At 66.5% G+C, this 16617-nt stretch carries 15 protein-coding genes; 4 read left to right on the forward strand and 11 right to left on the reverse strand.

Annotation, left to right across the window (positions count from 1 at the left end):
* From BMY53_RS23780 to BMY53_RS23825, 10 genes are all read right to left on the reverse strand, one after another.
* On the reverse strand, positions 1–1011 hold the full coding sequence (locus BMY53_RS23780; protein ID WP_092949404.1) for a zinc-binding alcohol dehydrogenase family protein: 1011 nt from the start codon (positions 1009–1011) through the stop codon (positions 1–3).
* A gap of 50 nt (positions 1012–1061) precedes the next feature.
* Positions 1062–1970: an amidohydrolase family protein gene (locus tag BMY53_RS23785; RefSeq protein ID WP_092949406.1), complete on the reverse strand. Its 909-nt coding sequence runs from the start codon at positions 1968–1970 to the stop codon at positions 1062–1064.
* Positions 1967–2986: an aldo/keto reductase gene (locus BMY53_RS23790; protein ID WP_092949407.1), complete on the reverse strand. Its 1020-nt coding sequence runs from the start codon at positions 2984–2986 to the stop codon at positions 1967–1969. Before BMY53_RS23790 ends, BMY53_RS23785 begins: the two co-directional genes overlap by 4 nt.
* A gap of 32 nt (positions 2987–3018) precedes the next feature.
* The gene (locus BMY53_RS23795; protein WP_092949477.1) at positions 3019–3987 is read right to left on the reverse strand and encodes an ABC transporter substrate-binding protein; all 969 of its coding nucleotides are present in this window, start codon (positions 3985–3987) and stop codon (positions 3019–3021) included.
* A 110-nt stretch (positions 3988–4097) separates the two neighbouring features.
* On the reverse strand, positions 4098–5081 hold the full coding sequence (locus BMY53_RS23800; RefSeq protein WP_092949409.1) for an ABC transporter permease: 984 nt from the start codon (positions 5079–5081) through the stop codon (positions 4098–4100).
* Positions 5078–6619 (reverse strand): sugar ABC transporter ATP-binding protein, encoded by a 1542-nt coding sequence (locus BMY53_RS23805; RefSeq protein WP_092949479.1) that lies wholly within the window; start codon positions 6617–6619, stop codon positions 5078–5080. Before BMY53_RS23805 ends, BMY53_RS23800 begins: the two co-directional genes overlap by 4 nt.
* Before the next feature lie 202 nt (positions 6620–6821).
* Positions 6822–7181 carry an L-rhamnose mutarotase gene (locus tag BMY53_RS23810; protein ID WP_092949411.1) on the reverse strand — a complete coding sequence of 120 codons (360 nt, stop codon included), beginning with the start codon at positions 7179–7181 and terminating at the stop codon, positions 6822–6824.
* 29 nt (positions 7182–7210) lie between these two features.
* Positions 7211–8491: an L-fuconate dehydratase gene (locus tag BMY53_RS23815; RefSeq protein ID WP_092949413.1), complete on the reverse strand. Its 1281-nt coding sequence runs from the start codon at positions 8489–8491 to the stop codon at positions 7211–7213.
* A 110-nt stretch (positions 8492–8601) separates the two neighbouring features.
* Positions 8602–9459, reverse strand: coding sequence for an ureidoglycolate lyase (locus BMY53_RS23820; protein ID WP_092949415.1), 858 nt, complete (start codon positions 9457–9459; stop codon positions 8602–8604).
* A gap of 76 nt (positions 9460–9535) precedes the next feature.
* The gene (locus tag BMY53_RS23825; RefSeq protein ID WP_092949417.1) at positions 9536–10288 is read right to left on the reverse strand and encodes an SDR family oxidoreductase; all 753 of its coding nucleotides are present in this window, start codon (positions 10286–10288) and stop codon (positions 9536–9538) included.
* Between the two features lie 287 nt (positions 10289–10575).
* Between BMY53_RS23825 and BMY53_RS23830 the strand changes: the two genes are divergently transcribed.
* The 3 genes from BMY53_RS23830 (at position 10576) to BMY53_RS23840 (ending at position 13799) form a co-directional block, all read left to right on the forward strand.
* Positions 10576–11337 (forward strand): IclR family transcriptional regulator, encoded by a 762-nt coding sequence (locus BMY53_RS23830; RefSeq protein ID WP_092949419.1) that lies wholly within the window; start codon positions 10576–10578, stop codon positions 11335–11337.
* A complete protein-coding gene (locus BMY53_RS23835) occupies positions 11334–12254 on the forward strand; it encodes a 4'-phosphopantetheinyl transferase family protein (RefSeq protein WP_092949421.1) in 921 nt (306 codons plus the stop codon). The genes BMY53_RS23830 and BMY53_RS23835 overlap by 4 nt, the downstream gene beginning before the upstream one ends.
* A gap of 153 nt (positions 12255–12407) precedes the next feature.
* Complete coding sequence (locus BMY53_RS23840) at positions 12408–13799, forward strand: TAXI family TRAP transporter solute-binding subunit (protein WP_092949423.1); 1392 nt, start codon at positions 12408–12410, stop codon at positions 13797–13799.
* Between the two features lie 44 nt (positions 13800–13843).
* Here BMY53_RS23840 and BMY53_RS23845 read toward each other — a convergent pair whose 3' ends face one another.
* Entirely contained in the window at positions 13844–15655 is a 1812-nt protein-coding gene (locus BMY53_RS23845; protein ID WP_092949425.1) for an aspartyl protease family protein, read from the reverse strand.
* A 543-nt stretch (positions 15656–16198) separates the two neighbouring features.
* On the opposite strand from BMY53_RS23845, the gene BMY53_RS23850 reads away from it, so the two are divergent.
* The gene (locus BMY53_RS23850; protein WP_092949427.1) at positions 16199–16573 is read left to right on the forward strand and encodes a hypothetical protein; all 375 of its coding nucleotides are present in this window, start codon (positions 16199–16201) and stop codon (positions 16571–16573) included.
* Positions 16574–16617: the final 44 nt, after the last annotated feature.

Here is a 16617-nt window from a genome sequence, read left to right on the forward strand (position 1 = left end):
TCAGCATTCCACGATGGCCTTGATCACGCCCTCAGCGGGATCCAGCAACCGGGAGAAACCGGTCGGCACCTCCGCCAGCGTCAGTCGATGGGTGGCCAGTGCCCGATCCGGCACCTGGCCGGCGCGCAAGGCGTCCATCACCGTACGGAAGTCTTCCGTGGTGGCGTTGCGGCTGCTCAGCAGCGTGGCCTCCCGCTTGTGGAATTCGGGATCGGAGAACTTCACCTCGCCCTGCACGATGGACACCAGCACATAGCGCCCCCCATGCGCGATGAAACGGAAACCCCGTTCCATCGCGGCGAGATTGCCGGTGGCGTCAAACACCACGTCGAAGAACTCGCCGTCGGTCAGGCGGGCGAGTTCGGCTTCATCGCCCTCGCCCAGCCGTACCGTCGCCGCCACCCCCACCTCGTGAAGCGCAAAATCCAGTCGATCTTGCCGTCCGTCAATGGCGGTGACCACCGCTCCGCGCAGGCGCGAGAAGATCATCGCCGCCAGGCCAATGGGCCCGGCCCCGACGACCAGTACCCGTTCCCCGGTGCCCACGCTGGCCCGGCGCACCGCATGCGCACCAATGGCCAGGAACTCGACCATGGCGGCCTGGTCCAGGGAGACACCCTCGGCGCGGTGCACAAAGGCCTGCGGCACACTCAGAAATTCGGTGAAGGCGCCATCCCGATGCACGCCCAGCACCTGGATGCGGACGCAACAGTTGGTCTTGCCCTGGCGGCATGCCACGCAGTGTCCGCAGGAGAGATAAGGCATGACGTGGACCGCATCACCTGGCGACAGCCCGCTCTGCGCATCCGCCTCCTCCACCAGCCCGGAGAGTTCATGCCCCATGACCCGTGGGTAAGCGAGATAGGGTTGATTGCCGGTGAAGATGTGCAGGTCGGTGCCGCACACACCCACCCGTTTAACCCGCAACAGCACCTCGCCCGGCGCCCGTTCAGGGCGCGGGCGCTCAAGCGCCTGCAGATGGCCGGGGGACTCGCAGATGACGGTCAGCATGGCGTTGTAGGGGTCCAGGGTTGATCGGTGTTGGGGTTGGCCGCCCGAGTTCAGACCACGGGTGCCAGCGGGGCCACGGGCGCGACAGGTTGAAGGCCATACAGCTGCACCGCATTGCCGCCAAATACCGCCGCATGGTCGGCATCCGTCAGGCCGGGCACCAAGGTTTCCAGGAGCCCGCGGCTCATGTCCAGCCAGGACTGATAACCGCCCGCCACGCACAGCACCGGCCAGTCGCTCCCCCACAACAAGCGCTGCGGGCCGAAGAGATCCAGCAACGCGGCCACAAACGGCCGCAGCGCTTCGGCGTTGGCCCGATCGCCCGCTTCGGTCAGCAGCCCGGAGAGCTTGCAACACACCTGGGGAAGCGCGGACAAACGCGCCATCTGGGTGCGCCACGGTTCAAGCTCGCCGGTGGCGATCAAGGGTTTGGCGCCGTGGTCAATGACGATGGGCAAGTCCGGATGCCGACGGGCGAAGACCTCCAGCGCGGCCAGTTGTCGAGGCAGCACGAGCGCGTCAAACACCAGCCCGTGCGCCACCATGGCGTGCGCGGCCGGGTCCACGGCGGTGTCCGCAATCCAGTCGTCCGGCGACAGCCCCTGCAGCATCGGGCGCAGGCCCCGCAGCTTGGGATGCCGGGCCAGTGCCGCCACACGCACCGCTGCATCTGGTGCCTTCATGTCTGTCCAGCCCACCACGCCCCAGATGAAGTCATGCCGGTCCGCCAGCGACAGCATCCAATGGGTGTCCTGCTCGGTGGGCAGGGATTGAACCAGGACGGTGCCGTCAACACCGGCCCGCTGCCGCAGCGGCTGCAGATCGGCCGGCCCGAAATCCCGATGGATCGCGGCCAGCGAGGCCGGTGGCCATTCACCCACTCGGTCGGCCAACTGCCAGAAGTGCTGATGGGCATCAACGCGCCAGGAACGGCCGGCGCGTGTGGCGGGCGCGTTCATGGCGCCGCTCCGTCGCCCGGCACTGGCGCGTCGGCATCGATCAGACCGCGCTCCCGCAGCGCCCGCCACATGGCGGAGGGGATGTCCCGTTCAAACCACGCGACGTTCTCCCGCACCTGCGCCGCCGAGCGCATGCCCGACAGGCAGGCCACCACTGCCGGGTGTGCCAGCGGAAACTGCAGGGCCGCTGCCTGCAACGGCACGTCGAAGCTTGCGCAGGTCTCGCGCAACGCGTCCGCACGGGCCAGCACCTCGGGCGGGGCATCGCTGTAATCGAACTTGCCGTTGCCGGCCAGCAGCCCCGAATTGAAGGGTCCGCCCACCACCACCGCATTACCCTGCTGCTGGCAGGCTTGCAGCAGCGCCAGGCTGTGTTGCTCCAGCAGGGTATAGCGCCCCGCCAGCAGCGTGCAGTCCAGCCGCGCCTCCTGCATGCTGTCCAGCACCACCTGGGTTTCGTTGACGCCCAGACCAAAACCCTGGATGCGCCCGGCCTCGCGGAGTTGCTCCAAGGCCCGGAAGCCGCCGCCCCGCGTGAGCGCATGCCAGTGAACGGCATGCGCCTCCCGATGGGTATAGCGCCCGATGTCATGCACAAACAGGATGTCGATACGCGCCAGGCCCAGCCGCTGCAGGCTGTCCTCGAAGGAGTGCATCACGCCGTCGTAGCTGTAGTCATGGACCGGCCGGAACGGCAGTGGCGCCGCCCAGCCGTTGTCCATGGGCCGCACGCTGGCATCCGGCCGCAGCAGCCGGCCCACCTTGGTGCTGATCACAAAACTGTCGCGCGGCTGCTCGCGAAGGAAGGCACCCACGCGGTGTTCGCTCAGACCATGGCCGTAATAAGGCGCCGTGTCGATGTAGCGCAGCCCCGCCGCCCAGGCGGCCCGCAGCGTGTCCAGGGCATCCTGGGCTGGCGCGGCTTGATAGAGCCCGGCCAGTGCCGCGCCACCCAGGCCGAAGCGCGTCAGCTTGAGATGCCCATCGGCGATGGGCTTCACATCCGTGACCTTCATTCACACCCCCTGAAGCAAAACGACAAAAGCGCTCAGTACAGGACGTTCTTGGCTTCCGGCTTGTCGATGTTGGACTTGGTCACCATCACCACGCCGGTATCCAGCACCTTGGGCACTTTCTGGCCGGCAATGACATCCGCCACCGTCTTCACGCCCAGAAAGCCCATCTGGTAGGAGCCTTGCACGGCGGTGGCCTCCAGCGTGCCCTCCTTGACGAACTTCTGCAGATCCTCGTTGCCATCGAAGCCCACCGCCACCACTTTGCCGGCCTTGCCGGACTGCACCAGCGCGCGCCCCATGCCGACGGCCGTCGGCTCATTGGCGCCAAAGATGCCCTTGAGGTCCGGATTGGAAGCCAGCACGTCGGTGGTCTGGTTCAGCGCGGTGGCCATCTGCGACTGCGAATAGAACGGCCCCACGATCTGCAGCTTGGACTGGGTCTCGATGTACTTCTTGAAGGCCCCCACCCGGCCGATCTCCGAGCCCGCCCCGGCGACGTAGGACATGATGGCGATCTTCCCGGTGGTGCCCACCTTGGCGATCAGCTGCTTGGCGCAGAGTTCCCCGGCCAGCGCGTTGTCCGTGGCCAGGAAGGACTGGTAATAGGCCTTGCCCGCGTCAGACACCATGGAGTCGATCAGCACCACCGGAATGCGGGCCTCCCAGGCTTTCTTGATGGCCGGGATCAGGGCATCCGGGTCGGACGGCGCCAGCACGATGCCGGCCACCTTGCGGTTCACCGCGTTCTCCACCAGGTTCACCTGCTCCGCAATGGCGGATTCGGCGGCCGGGCCCGAAAAGGTCATGGTGTGGCCGCCCTTGGATTCCTTCAGGCCGGCAGCGGCGCCCTTGTTCACGTTCTGCCAGAAGGTGGAATTGGTCGTCTTCACGATGACGGCGATCTCCCCGGCCTGGGCGGCCCCGGCGCCACCAACGGCGCAGCCCAGCGCCCCCAGTGCTGCCACGCCCGCCAGGCGCTGGATGAAGCCGCGGACCGTCATACGGCCCGGGTCGCGGGCGGTGTTCATCTCGCTGTTGGTGCTCTCGGTGCTCTTCGCATTTGTCATGGTTGTCTCCTAGGGAACATTGGCACGGGATGGAAGGTCGAAGGTCACCGCCGGTTGCGCAATTGGTCAATCCACACCGTGAGCAGGATGACCAGGCCGATGATGATCTGTTGGGTGAAAGCGGATACGCCGTTCATGTTGAGTCCGTTGCGCAGGATGCCGATGACGAACGACCCGATGGCGGTGCCGGAAATCGTGCCCACGCCGCCGATCAGCGAGGTGCCGCCAATGACGGAGGCCGCGATGGCATCCAGCTCATACATCACGCCTTCGTTGGGCTGGGCCGTCACCAGGCGTGACATCAGCACGCAACCGGTCAGCCCGGCCAGTGCGCCGGAAACCACATAGGTGAACAGAACCACCCGGTCGACGGCCACGCCAGACAGGCGCGCCGCCTCGGCGTTGGAACCGACCGCATGGATATGACGGCCCAGGCGGGTGCGCGTGAGCAGCACGGAGGCCGCCACCGCGATCAGCACCATCAGCACGACCGGATACGGAATGCCCGGGAACACCACCTCCGGGAAACCCTGCGCATCGATGTGCTCCACCCGGAACAGCGAGCCGTTGCCCAGCACGCCGAAGGACTCGCCCAGGCCGGAGATGGCCCGCGCCCCCGTGATCTGCAGCGCCACGCCACGTGCCACCAGCATCATGCCCAGCGTGGCAATGAAGGGCGGCAGCTTCGCCTTGGTGACCAGCAAGCCATTCAGCGCCCCGCACACCGCGCCACCCAGCACGCCCAGCGCCATGCCCAGGGGAACCGGCACACCGGCCTTCACCGCCATCGCCGCCAGCACACCGGCCAGGGCCAGCACCGAACCCACGGACAGGTCGATGCCGCCCGCGATGATGACGTAGGTGGCCCCCACGCCCAGCAAGGCGATGGAGGTCACCTGCAGGGCGACGGTCATGCCGTTGCCCACGCTGAAGAAGGCGTCACTGGTGGCGGAGAACACGGCCACCAGCAGCAGCAGTCCGGCCAACGCGGCGAATTTCTGGATCAGGTCTTTGCGACGGTCATTCATGATGGGAGGGCTTGCAAGAAGGCCCGGCCGGCGGGCAGGTCCTGGGGACGGCTCGTGGGGCCACGGCCGGAGGCGTAGTGCATGATTTCTTCCTGGTCGGTGGCCCGGGTGGGCAGCGTCTGCACGAGATGCCCCTCGTGGAAGACGGCCACGCGGTCTGTCATGCCCAGGATCTCGGGCAGCTCGGAACTGATGAGGATCACGCCAATGCCTTCGGTGGCCAGTTGGTCCATCAGCTCGTAGATCGAATACTTGGCCCCCACGTCAATGCCGCGTGTGGGCTCGTCGAAGATGATCACCCGGGGCTGGCGGAACAGCCATTTGGCGATCACCACCTTCTGCTGGTTGCCCCCGGAGAGCAGGCGCGCCACCTGATGCGGGCCAGCGGTACGGATGCCCAGGCGCTCGATGAACTCCTGCGCCGTCCGGCGTTCCACCCCACGCCGGATGAAACCGAAGCGTCGACACACGCGGCCCAGGTGGGCCATGGTGATGTTCTCCGCCACCGTCATCTTCACCGCCAGGCCGGTGGCCTTGCGGTCTTCGGACACATAGGCGATGCCCTCGCGGATCGCATCCCGGGGTGAGCGGATGCGCAGCGTCCGGCCCTGCAGACGCACCTCGCCCCCGCAGTTGGGGTCCGCCCCGAAGAGGGCCCGTGCCACCTCGGTGCGGCCAGCCCCCATCAGCCCGGCAAAGCCCAGGATCTCGCCGCGCTTGAGCTCGAAACTCACCGGCGAAAACACACCCGGCCGGCACAGGTCCCGCACCGCCAGCAGCGTGTCGTTGGTGGGCACGCTGCGGCGGGCCGGGAACTTGTCCTCCAGTGGCCGCCCCACCATCCGCGCGACGATCTCGTCGACACTGGTTTCGCCAAACCGGCTGTGGCCCACCCGCTTGCCATCGCGCAGCACCGTCACCCGGTCCACGATCTGCGCCATCTCGTCCAGCCGGTGGGAGATGTAGACCACGCCAACACCAGCGGCCTTGAGTTCACGCACCACCTTGAACAGCTGGGCGGTTTCGGATTCGGTCAACGAGGAGGTCGGCTCGTCCATGATCAGCACCGAGGCATTCATCGACAGTGCCTTGGCGATCTCCACCATCTGCTGCTGCGCCACCGAGAGGCCGTGCACCACCGAACGCGGCGAGATGGCCACGCCCAGCCGGTCGAGACAGGCCTGGGCATCCGCCCGCAACTGGCGCTGGTCGATGAACCAGCCACGCCGTGGCTCGCGCGCCAGGAAGATGTTCTCCGCCACGGTGAGGTGGGGGATGAGGTTGAGCTCCTGGTGGATCATCACCACACCGTGGGCCTCGGCCTCCTGGGTGGAGCTGAAGCGCCGCTCCTCGCCTCCGCACAGCAGCGAGCCGCCATCGGGCTGGTAGATGCCGCTCATGATCTTCATCAGAGTGGACTTGCCCGCGCCGTTCTCGCCGCACAAGGCATGCACCTCGCCCGGGAACACGTCGAAGTCCACCTGGTCCAGCACCGTCACGCCGGCAAATGCCTTGCGGATGCCTGCCAGCCTCAGCATGGGCACGGCCGCCGGGGCGCCGGCTCCATCGGTGCCGGCCTCCACGGGGTCTGCCACTTCCTGTCTCACGCGCTGTCTCACGTCGCTGGTCTCCAGGTCTTGCGGTGCACTCGCCGCGCTCTATGGGGCGGTCAAGCGGTACGGCCATCAGGTCGTCAGGCGGGGCCACTATGCCACCAAGGCAAGGCGTGGCCCCCGGCGGTCATCCGGGCTCAGAAGGCGGGTTCAGGCCAGAGAAGTCAAAAATCCGGGTGGCGGGTGTCCACTTGGTGCCGGGCACGGTCCAGGGCGTTGCCTGCTGGAAGCGCCCCATCAGCGCCTCCCATTCACGCAAACGCGGCGAAGCCAGCGCCTCGGCCGCCATGGCGGCGGGGTCGTGATGCTGGTCGTCGGTGTCCATCACCATGCACAAGCGCGTGCCCAGGCGGTAGATCCGCATGCCCAGCACCCCGTGCGCCTTGAGATGGGCCTGCACCTCTGGCCACACGGCACGGTGATGGGCCTCATAGGCGTCGATCAGCGCGGGGTCTTCCTTCAGGTCCAGCAGCAGGCAGTGTTCCAAAGCTGTCTCCTTGTGCGCCCGGGTCCGCGTCAGCCCCGAAACGTATGAGCCGCCAATGACTCGGGCTTCATCTGGATCGAATAACCCGGCCGCTGCGGTGGCAGGTAGGCGGCGCCTCGCACGACGCAGGGGTCCACGAAGTGTTCGTGCAGGTGGTCCACATACTCGATCACCCGGCCTTCCTTGGTGCCTGCGATGCACAGGTAGTCGATCATTGAGAGGTGCTGCACGTATTCACACAGGCCCACGCCGCCGGCATGCGGGCAGACCTTGAGCCCGTACTTGGCGGCCATCAGCATCACCGCCAGCACCTCGTTCACGCCGCCCAGCCGGCAGGCGTCGATCTGCACCACATCGATGGCGTCCCGCATCATGAATTGCTTGAAGACGATGCGGTTCTGGCACATCTCGCCGGTGGCCACCTGCATGGCGCCCTTCATGGCTTCGCGGATGCGGCGGTGGCCCTCGACGTCGTCCGGGCTGGTCGGCTCCTCGATGAACCAGGGCTTGGCAAAGGCCAGTTCACCCAGCCAGTCGATGGCCTGCTCCACCTCCCAGACCTGGTTGGCATCGATCATCAGATGGCGGTCCGGCCCCAGCACCTCACGGGCGATGCGCACGCGCCGGATGTCGTCCTGCAGGTCTCGCCCCACCTTGAGCTTGATGTGGTCAAAGCCGGCATCCACCGCTTCCTGGGCCAGGCGGCGCAGCTTGGCATCGTCATAACCCAGCCAACCCGCGGAGGTCACGTAGCAGGGGTAGCCATGGGCCTGCAGGTCCGCCAACCGTTCGGCCTTGCCTGCCGCGCGTTCACGCAGCAGGGCCAGGGCCTCGTCGGGCGTGATGCAGTCCTGGATGTAGCGGAAGTCGATGAGCCGGACCATTTCCTCCGGCGTCATGTCCGCCACCAGCTGCCAGACCGGCTTGCCTTCGTCCTTGGCCCAGAGGTCCCAGACGGCGTTCACCACCGCGCCAGTGGCCAGGTGGATGGCGCCCTTGTCCGGGCCTATCCAGCGGAGCTGGCTGTCCGAGGTCATGCGGCGCCAGAAGCGGCCCATTTCGCGGGCGATGTCGGCCAGGTCCAGCCCCACCACCAGCGGCGCCAGGGAGCGGATGGCGGCACAGCAGATCTCATTGCCCCGGCCGATGGTGAAGGTCAGGCCGTGGCCTTCCAGCCCGGGTTGATCCGTCTCGAGCACCACGTAGGCGGCCGAGTAGTCGGGGTCCGGGTTCATGGCGTCGGAGCCATCGAGATGTTGGGAGGTCGGGAAGCGCACGTCGAGCACGCGCATCGAGCGGATGATGGCCATGTCTGCTTGCGAATCGGAAAGGGTTGTCCATTCGCGGCCGGGGAGCCGCGGCGGTAGGGGAGACGGTCGGTCAGGCGCTCAGGCGCCCCACCGTTCAGGCGCTCAAGGACTCACGCCTGCACGGTGCGCTGGCGCTGTTCGCCCAGGCCCTGGATGCCCAGGCGCATCACCTGGCCCGCCTTGAGATAAAGCGGCGGTTTCTGGCCCAGGCCGACGCCGGGTGGCGTGCCGGTGGAAATGATGTCGCCCGGCTGCAGGCTCATGAACTGGCTGAGGTGGCTCACCAGTGCAGCCACACCGAACACCATCGTGCGGGTGCTGCCGTCCTGGAAACGCTTGCCGTCGACCTCCAGCCACAGGCGCAGATCCTGCGGGTCCGGGACCTCGTCGGCGGTCACCAGCCAGGGGCCGATGGGGCCGAAGGTGTCGTGGCCCTTGCCCTTGTCCCACTGGCCGCCGCCACGCTCCAGCTGCACCTGGCGCTCGGACACGTCATTGATCACGCAATAGCCGGCCACATGGGAGAGCGCGTCGGCCTGGCTGATGTAGCGGCCGCCCTGCCCGATCACCACACCCAGTTCCACCTCCCAGTCGGTGCGCTCGCTGCCACGGGGAATCTCGACGTCATCGTCCGGGCCGACGATGGCGCTGGTCCATTTGGAGAACACGACCGGCTCGACCGGCACCGCCATGCCGGATTCGGCGGCGTGGTCCGCGTAGTTCAGGCCGATGCAGATGAATTTGCCGACCTGGCCGACACAGGGGCCCAGGCGCACGTCCTGCTGTGCAACGCCCGGCACCACCGGCAGGCTGGCCGGGTCGACATCGCGCAGCCGGTTCAACCCGGCTGGTGTGAGCACGTCACCGCTGATGTCGGCCACCACGGCAGACAGGTCGCGGATGCGGCCGTCGGCGTCCAGCAGGCCGGGCTTCTCCTGGCCACGCGGGCCGTATCGCAAGAGTTTCACAGCAAGTCCTTTCGGGAGACGGTCTCGGTGCCCTGCAGTTTCGCAGCGCACCCATGGAATCGGGGCCTGGCAGCGGTCAGATGGTCACGCCGCCATCCACCAGCACGGCCTGGCCGGTGACAAAGCGGGATTCGTCGCTCAGCAAATAGACCACCAGGGGGGCAATGTCATCCACCGTGGCCAGGCGACCCAGCGGCTGGCGGGCAATGAAGTCCTTCTCCGCCTGCACCGGGTCCGGCGCGGCGGCAATGCGCTGCCGCAGCGAAGGTGTATCCACCGTGCCGGGGCACAGGGCATTGCAGCGCAGGCCGATGCGCGCGTAGTCCGCCGCAATGGATTTGGACATGCCGATCACAGCCGCCTTGGTGGTGCCATACGCAAAGCGGTTGGGAAAGCCCTTCACCGACGACGCCATGGACGCCATGTTGAGGATGGACCCAGCGGTGTGCTCGCGGCTCATCTTCTCCAGCATCGCCGGCAGCAGCGCGCGGATGACGCGGTAGGCGCCCTTGACGTTGAGGTCAAAGCTGAAATCCCAGGCAGCCTCATCGCATTCCAGCACGGTGCCGTGGTGCACAAAGCCGGCGCAGTTGAACAGGCCATCCAGCGCTGGCGTCTGGGCAGCAAGGGCACTTACCGCCTCACTGCTGCGCACGTCCAGCACCTGCGTCTGGATGCGCTCGTCCTCACGACGAAGGCCGTCCAGCAATTCGGGGTTGATGTCGGTGGCAATGACACGCGCCCCAGCCTGCGCACAGGCCAATGCGGACGCCTTGCCGATGCCCTGGCCCGCTGCGGTGACCAGGATCGTCTTGTCTCTGAGCCTCATTTTTGTCTCCGAGTTCATCTATGAACTCTTTGTTTATTGGAGAACAATGTAGGCCTGGAAACGCTGACTGCCTTCAGTGCTAACCCTGACGCCGCAGTTGCGACCACCCGCCGCGACGATGTTGCGAATGTTTAGCGGCGTGCTGCAGACGGGGTATGGTTCGGCGGCGCACAGATGCCGACGACAAATGCCGACGACAGACGCCGACGAACGGACCACCGGATCCAGGAAGACCGATCCACAAAAGAACGATGTATTCGGGTGACGCATTGGACTCACGCACACACATGACCGATCCTCAGGACCGCTATCGCGCGCCCGCCCTGGACAAGGGCCTGGACATTCTTGAACTGCTGGCCGACCAGCCCACCGGCCTGACCCGTGCCGAGATCCTCAAGGCCATGGATCGCAGCCCCAGCGAGATCTACCGGATGCTGGAGCGGCTGGTGGCCCGCCATTACGTGACACGCTCTGCGGAAGGCGACCGTTATTCGCTCAGCCTCAAGCTCTTTGTGCTGGGCCATCGTCACCCGCCGGTGGAGCGGCTGGTGTCCCAGGCGCGGCCGGCGATGGAGGCATTTGCAAAGGCGGCGGAGCAGTCCTGCCACCTGGGCGTTTTCGACCGGGGCAACCTCACGCTGATTGCGCAAGTGAACAGCCCGGCGACCTGGGGCCTGTCCTCCCGGCTGGGTTCGCGCGTGAGCCTGATGGACACGGCCTCCGGGCATGTGATGCTGGCTTTCCAGTCCGAAGAGCGCCGGGCCGAGATGCTGGCGGAGCACGAGGTGCTGGAGGGGGAACTGCCGGTCTCGGACACGGAGTTGCTCGCCATGCTGCAGAGCGTGCGGGACCGGGGCTACTGGGAGGGCGACAGCCCGCAGGCACACGGCATCACCGACTTGTCCATGCCCATCCTCGGGCCCGACGGCCATGCCCTGGCCGCCCTCACCTGCCCCTTCATCCGGCGTATCGACCGGCATGTGGTGGCGGACCTGGAGACGGTGCGGGGACTGATGTTGGCGGCGGCACGAGGGCTGTCGCTGCAATGAGCGGGTCCCGTTCCGGGCTCCCGCCGTACGGTCCCCTGCAGTCCGGCTCCGAAGCGCAGCCTTGCATGGCGGGCCGGGCGTTGCCCAGCCCCACGCAGTGCATCCTCACGCAAGGCGTGTTGCCGCTGCCGGCTCATTGGGTATCGGCTCCGCGCGCTGATCTGACGGCCGATCCGGCGGGCGATCCGTCGGCCCATTCGGCGGCCGAATCGGCGGGCTGTTTGGCGACAACGTCGACGGCCACTTCGACGATTCATTCCTGCCTGCTGCAATTGCGTGAGGACGTTCCCTTCGACATCGGCCAGTTCAAGGCGGCCGGCATGGCCATCCCGGAAACCATTGCCCGCAGCGTGCCCAAGCGGCAGGCGGAGTTCTTCCATGGCCGGTGGGCGGCACGGTGCGTCCTGCATCAGGCGCAGGACACGACCGGGGGCCCCGACTGGAACCTGCCCATTGGGAAGTCTCGCGAGCCGCTGTGGCCGGCAGGCATGGTGGGCAGCCTCACTCACTGCGAGGGCTTTGCCGCTGCAGCGGTGGCCCGCGTGTCCGCATTGCGCGCGCTGGGCATCGACATTGAACGGGTAGCGACCGGAGACAACCTGGAAGCCCTGCGAACCACCACGCTGGACGCTGCAGAAAGGCGATTGCTCGAGTCCCACGACAACACATTGCCAGTGCCCGTGCTGATCACACTGGCCTTCTCTGCCAAGGAAAGCCTGTTCAAGGCCGCCTTCCCGTCAGTGCAACGCTACTTTGACTTCGATGCGGCGCGGGTGGTGGAACTGGCGCCATCGGAGCGGCGGCTGGTGTTGCAACTGACCGAGCGCCTGAGCCCTGATCTGCAGCCCGGCAGCCGGATCACGGCCCACTACGCGCTGCTCCAGCCGGCGGTGGTCTTCACCCATGTGAGTTGGTGAGGCCTGCGAGTCAGACCGACCAGCCCGCGCACCTCGAATACGATCGGCCGTTCCTCCATCGGCAAAGATCCAGTCCATGCGACGCCCCGGCATCATCACCATCCGCACCCTTGCGGCCACCACGCCTGCACAGCACAAGCAGGACGGCCAGCCATGACCCCGATCCAGCAATGGCACGCCACCCGCCGCCTGCGCCTGCTGCTGCAGACGCTGCGCGACATGCTGCTCTCGATGGGGCCGTTGCTGCTGCTCGGCGGCGGCCTCCTGGTGGCGGCCTACTGGTGGCTGGACCCGCAGCCGCCGCGCCAGGTTCGGCTGGCCACTGGTCCGGCCGGCAGTGCCTACGCCAGCTTCGGCGAAGGCTATGCCAAGGCGCTGGCGCGTGAACGCATCCAGGTGGCGCTTGTCCCCAGTGAAGGCGCCCAGGACGATCTGGCCCATCTGCGCGCGGGCACGGCCGATGTGGGTTTCGTACGAGGTGGCATGGCCGATCCGGTGGCCGATACCGAGGCTGGCATCGTTTCGCTGGGCAGCCTGTTCTATGAACCGATCTGGATCTTCTATCGCCGTGATCTCGGCGTTGCGCGCCGCCAGCCCGGCGGCGAACTGCAGCGTCTGCCCCAGCTGCGCGGCCTGCGCGTCAATGTGGACCAGGACGGCAGCGGTGTGCCGCAGATCGTCGAGAAGCTGCTGGCGCTGAACCAGCTGAAGCCCACCGATCTGCGGCTGTCCAACCTGGCACCCGATGCCGCCGGCGCGGCGCTGCGCCAGGGCCGGCTGGATGCCGTGGTGCTGATCTCGGCGCCGCAGGCCGGCGTGATCCGCACGCTGCTGCGCGACCCGGCCGTCGCGCTGATGGCCTTCGAGCAGAACGAGGCCTACTCGCGCCACCTGCCCTTCTTGTCCACCGTGACGCTGCCGCGCGGCGTGGTGGACCTGGCGGCCGATCTGCCGCCACACGATGTGCCGCTGCTGGCCACCACCACCGCCCTGCTGGCGCGCGAGCAGACCCACCCGGCACTGCGCCAGCTGTTCGCTCAGGCGGCGCTGGGACAGCACAGCGGGGCCGGCTGGTTCAATGGCGCGCGCGATTTCCCCAACACCCGCACCAGCGAACTGCCGGTCAGCGCCGAGGGCGACCGCGCGATCAATGGCACGCCGCCCGCCTGGGCGCGCCACCTGCCGTTCTGGGCCGGCAATCTGCTGGAGCGCATGTGGCTGGTGGTCGGCGGCCTGCTGGTGCTGATGCTGCCGCTATCGCGGGTCGTTCCGCCGCTCTACACCTTCCGGGTACGCTCGCGCGTGTTCCGCTGGTATGCGCGGCTGCGCGAGGTGGAAGCGAAGCTGGAGACCGGCGCTGGCGAGCGCGAGGCCCTGCTCGACGAGCTGGACGAGTTGGACCGTGTGACGCACCGCATTGCGGTGCCGCTGTCGTATGCCGAGGAACTCTACGCGCTGCGCAACAACATCCATGCGGTGCGCAAACGCCTGCTGGCGCAGGGTCCCCGGCGGACTGACGGAATGACGGACGGACGAACGGACTGAACGACAGATAGCCAGACCGAACGACTGATCATCACTGGCCAGCCTCAGCCGCCAGGTGTCACGGTCGATGCGCTTTTCGCCGCCGGCTTCGCCGCCACCGCTGGCGCATCCGGCGCCACATCCAAGCCCGCATCCCGAATCAGCTCGTCGATCCTGGCTTCCGCCTTCCGTGCCTCCTGCAAGTCACGTTGGCTGGCTGCGCCGTCCTTCAGCTTCAGCTGTGCCAGGCCCCGGCCATAAAGTGCCCAGGGGTGCCCCGGCTTCAACTCCAGCGCGCCGTCAAACGCCTTGAGGGATCGCTGCGCATCGCCAAGCCGCAGGTAGGCCCAGCCCAGGCTGTCCCGATAGTTGGCCTCGGTCTTGTCCTTGGACACGGCCGCCTTGCAATCTTCCACCGCCTGCGGCAGCTCCATGTTGAAACGGGTCCGCGCCCAGCAACGGTTGTTGAGCGCCTCCGCGTATTGCATGTCGCTCTCGTGCGTGGGCATCCACTGCGCCCATTGCCGCAGGGCGTCCGGCAGACGCTTGAGGCGGACATAGATGTTCGCCATCGCCGCACGCTGCTGCGCCGACGGCGCGAGGTTGGCATCCAGTTCTGCCAGGTCGGCCAATGCGCCCGCTTCATCCTTGGCATTGAGGCGCAACCTGACACGCATCACACGGGCCTCGGCCTGCTTGGGGTCCAGCCTCAACGCCTCGTCAATGTCCGCCAGTGCGGCCTTGCCCTGATGTTGAGCCACGAGTATGCGCGCACGATCGGTGAAGAAGCTCGCCACGCCGGGCGTCAGCTCGATGGCGCGGCTCAGATCCTCCTGCGCCCGCTTGTAATCCCGCTTCGCGGCGAAGGCATTGCCGCGGCGCGCCAGGGCGTCTGCATCGTCCCCTGAAAGGTCTTCAGGCAGCGCCGCATAACGCTGGTCATAGTTGCCCGAAGCATTGGCACGTTGCTGCGCAAAGATCACCCCGCCATTCCACGTGACGTACAGCTTCTTCTGCGAACGCGCGACGTAGATGCGATGGGACAGGAAATAGTCCAGACCCACCAGCATGCCGTCTTCAAAGTTGTCGGTGTCACTGATCCGCATGCGGTTGTTGCTGATCTTTTCTCCGCCGAGCTCAAAGCTGTCCACCATGCCAACATAGCTGGGCACCAGGCCATCGCCCGCGCCGCCGACCCGGCCGATGGGTTTGAGGCTGGCCTTGTCGATGCCAGACGCCTTGGCGGTTCGCCAGGTCAGGTCGGTCTCAGGGGCGCCTGTATCCAACAGTGCAATGGTCTTGCGGCCATTGATGGCCACCTCCACACGGATGGCGGTGTCCCTGCTGCCGCGCGAGCGCTCCAGTGGCACCACCACCACCGGCGCGTCGCCGGCCCAGTAGGCCATGTTGGACTTTTCGCAGTCATTGCCGGGCGACACCAAACGGATGACACCATGGGCCAGGTCGTATTCGGTATCGACCACCGACAGGATATTGCGGCCCAGGATGCCCATGATGCCGGCCCCCAGCTCATTGCCGCCGACGATGAATTCCACCCGTTTCATCTCGGCGTCTCGCAGCCCCACGCGGTCCACACGCGTCAACTGCGCCTCGATGGCCCCCGTGTAGCCCTCCAGCCGAAAGCCAAACGGCAGATTGCGCAGGGGCAATTTCAATTGCGCCGCCGTGGACTCCGGCAACATGCTGAAGAAGGCGCCACTGTCCACCAGCATGGGCACTTCGGTGCCGTTGAGCGTCAAGGTGGCGATCGGGCGCGAATTGACGATACGCACCGGAATCTCCATGGTCGACAACCCACAGCCCGCCCAGGCCGGGACGCTCAGTGCGCCAAACAGCACCGGCAACCATCTGGCCATCCATGAACGCCACGGGCTGCGGCTATGAATATGGCTGCGGCTATGGCTATGGCTATGGCTGCGGCTATGGCTATGGCTGCGGCTATGGCTATGGCTGCGGTGATGGCCACTGGCACCTTGTGGTGCCACGCCCTCACCGTGTGTCGAAATCAGGGTAATCCCTCGCATCACAGTGTCCTCCCTGGACATCTCACATGTTTGAACCGGGTACATCGGCTTGGCCAGGTCGCGGGCTTGTGTATGGTTTCCCAGGACTGGCGCGGCCGCACTCTATCGCAACACCCATCAGCAAAACTCCTGTCATATCCCGAACGTTGCCGCCCTCGGACACTCTTTGCAATCCAGACAAAAGGGGGATGGTTGTTGCGTGTGAAACGGTGATGAAACGGCCACCTGCGACAGTTCGTATCCAGAGGGAGAGGCCGCTCGATGTTCAGGCGCCTGCGCCAGGCCGTTCACGGCGGCGGCGCGGCCTGCCGACCGGGCCATCAGGACAAGTCAATGCAGGTTCAGCTTCATCAGGTTAGACAAGTACAAGGCAGCATGGCCACGGTGACCTTCGAGTCCGCGCTCGGCTGGGGCACCGCCCAATGGGTAGGCACCCGGCCCGAAGAAGGCGCGTCGCGCCAGGTGGAAATGGCGGTCCCGGGCGTGCTCAACTGGGGCTACGAAGTAGCGGAAACCCATCAGGACGAGTCGATCTTTGAAGAACAAGGCCGGGTCTGCCTGGTCGGCCGGGTGCGCTGGAGCAGTGAAGACGGCATCACGGCCGTGCAGGTGGGCAGCGACCTGGTGCTGGTGGAGATCGCCAACTGCCCGGGGATCGTGCCTGCTCAATTGATCATCCGCGCCCCGCGCGTCCAACTCTTCGACGTCATCCGCTGGGAGATGCCCCTGCCCTCTGAGCAGTGCGCCTGATTTTGATACCCTGGCATCCGGACATATCTCCGCCGACGGCGGCG

This window comes from Roseateles sp. YR242 (assembly GCF_900109745.1).
Lineage (GTDB): Bacteria > Pseudomonadota > Gammaproteobacteria > Burkholderiales > Burkholderiaceae_C > Roseateles.

Excerpts from the sequence above, each read along its gene's own strand:
- BMY53_RS23780 (WP_092949404.1), bottom strand. The coding sequence starts at position 1,011 with ATGCTGACCGTCATCTGCGAGTCCCCCGGCCATCTGCAGGCGCTTGAG.
- BMY53_RS23785 (WP_092949406.1), bottom strand. The coding sequence starts at position 1,970 with ATGAACGCGCCCGCCACACGCGCCGGCCGTTCCTGGCGCGTTGATGCC.
- BMY53_RS23790 (WP_092949407.1), bottom strand. The coding sequence starts at position 2,986 with ATGAAGGTCACGGATGTGAAGCCCATCGCCGATGGGCATCTCAAGCTG.
- BMY53_RS23795 (WP_092949477.1), bottom strand. The coding sequence starts at position 3,987 with ATGACGGTCCGCGGCTTCATCCAGCGCCTGGCGGGCGTGGCAGCACTG.
- BMY53_RS23800 (WP_092949409.1), bottom strand. The coding sequence starts at position 5,081 with ATGAATGACCGTCGCAAAGACCTGATCCAGAAATTCGCCGCGTTGGCC.
- BMY53_RS23805 (WP_092949479.1), bottom strand. The coding sequence starts at position 6,619 with ATGCTGAGGCTGGCAGGCATCCGCAAGGCATTTGCCGGCGTGACGGTG.
- BMY53_RS23815 (WP_092949413.1), bottom strand. The coding sequence starts at position 8,491 with ATGGCCATCATCCGCTCGATGCGCGTGCTCGACGTGCGCTTCCCGACC.
- BMY53_RS23825 (WP_092949417.1), bottom strand. The coding sequence starts at position 10,288 with ATGAGGCTCAGAGACAAGACGATCCTGGTCACCGCAGCGGGCCAGGGC.
- BMY53_RS23830 (WP_092949419.1), top strand. The coding sequence starts at position 10,576 with ATGACCGATCCTCAGGACCGCTATCGCGCGCCCGCCCTGGACAAGGGC.
- BMY53_RS23835 (WP_092949421.1), top strand. The coding sequence starts at position 11,334 with ATGAGCGGGTCCCGTTCCGGGCTCCCGCCGTACGGTCCCCTGCAGTCC.
- BMY53_RS23840 (WP_092949423.1), top strand. The coding sequence starts at position 12,408 with ATGACCCCGATCCAGCAATGGCACGCCACCCGCCGCCTGCGCCTGCTG.
- BMY53_RS23845 (WP_092949425.1), bottom strand. The coding sequence starts at position 15,655 with ATGGCCAGATGGTTGCCGGTGCTGTTTGGCGCACTGAGCGTCCCGGCC.
- BMY53_RS23850 (WP_092949427.1), top strand. The coding sequence starts at position 16,199 with ATGGCCACGGTGACCTTCGAGTCCGCGCTCGGCTGGGGCACCGCCCAA.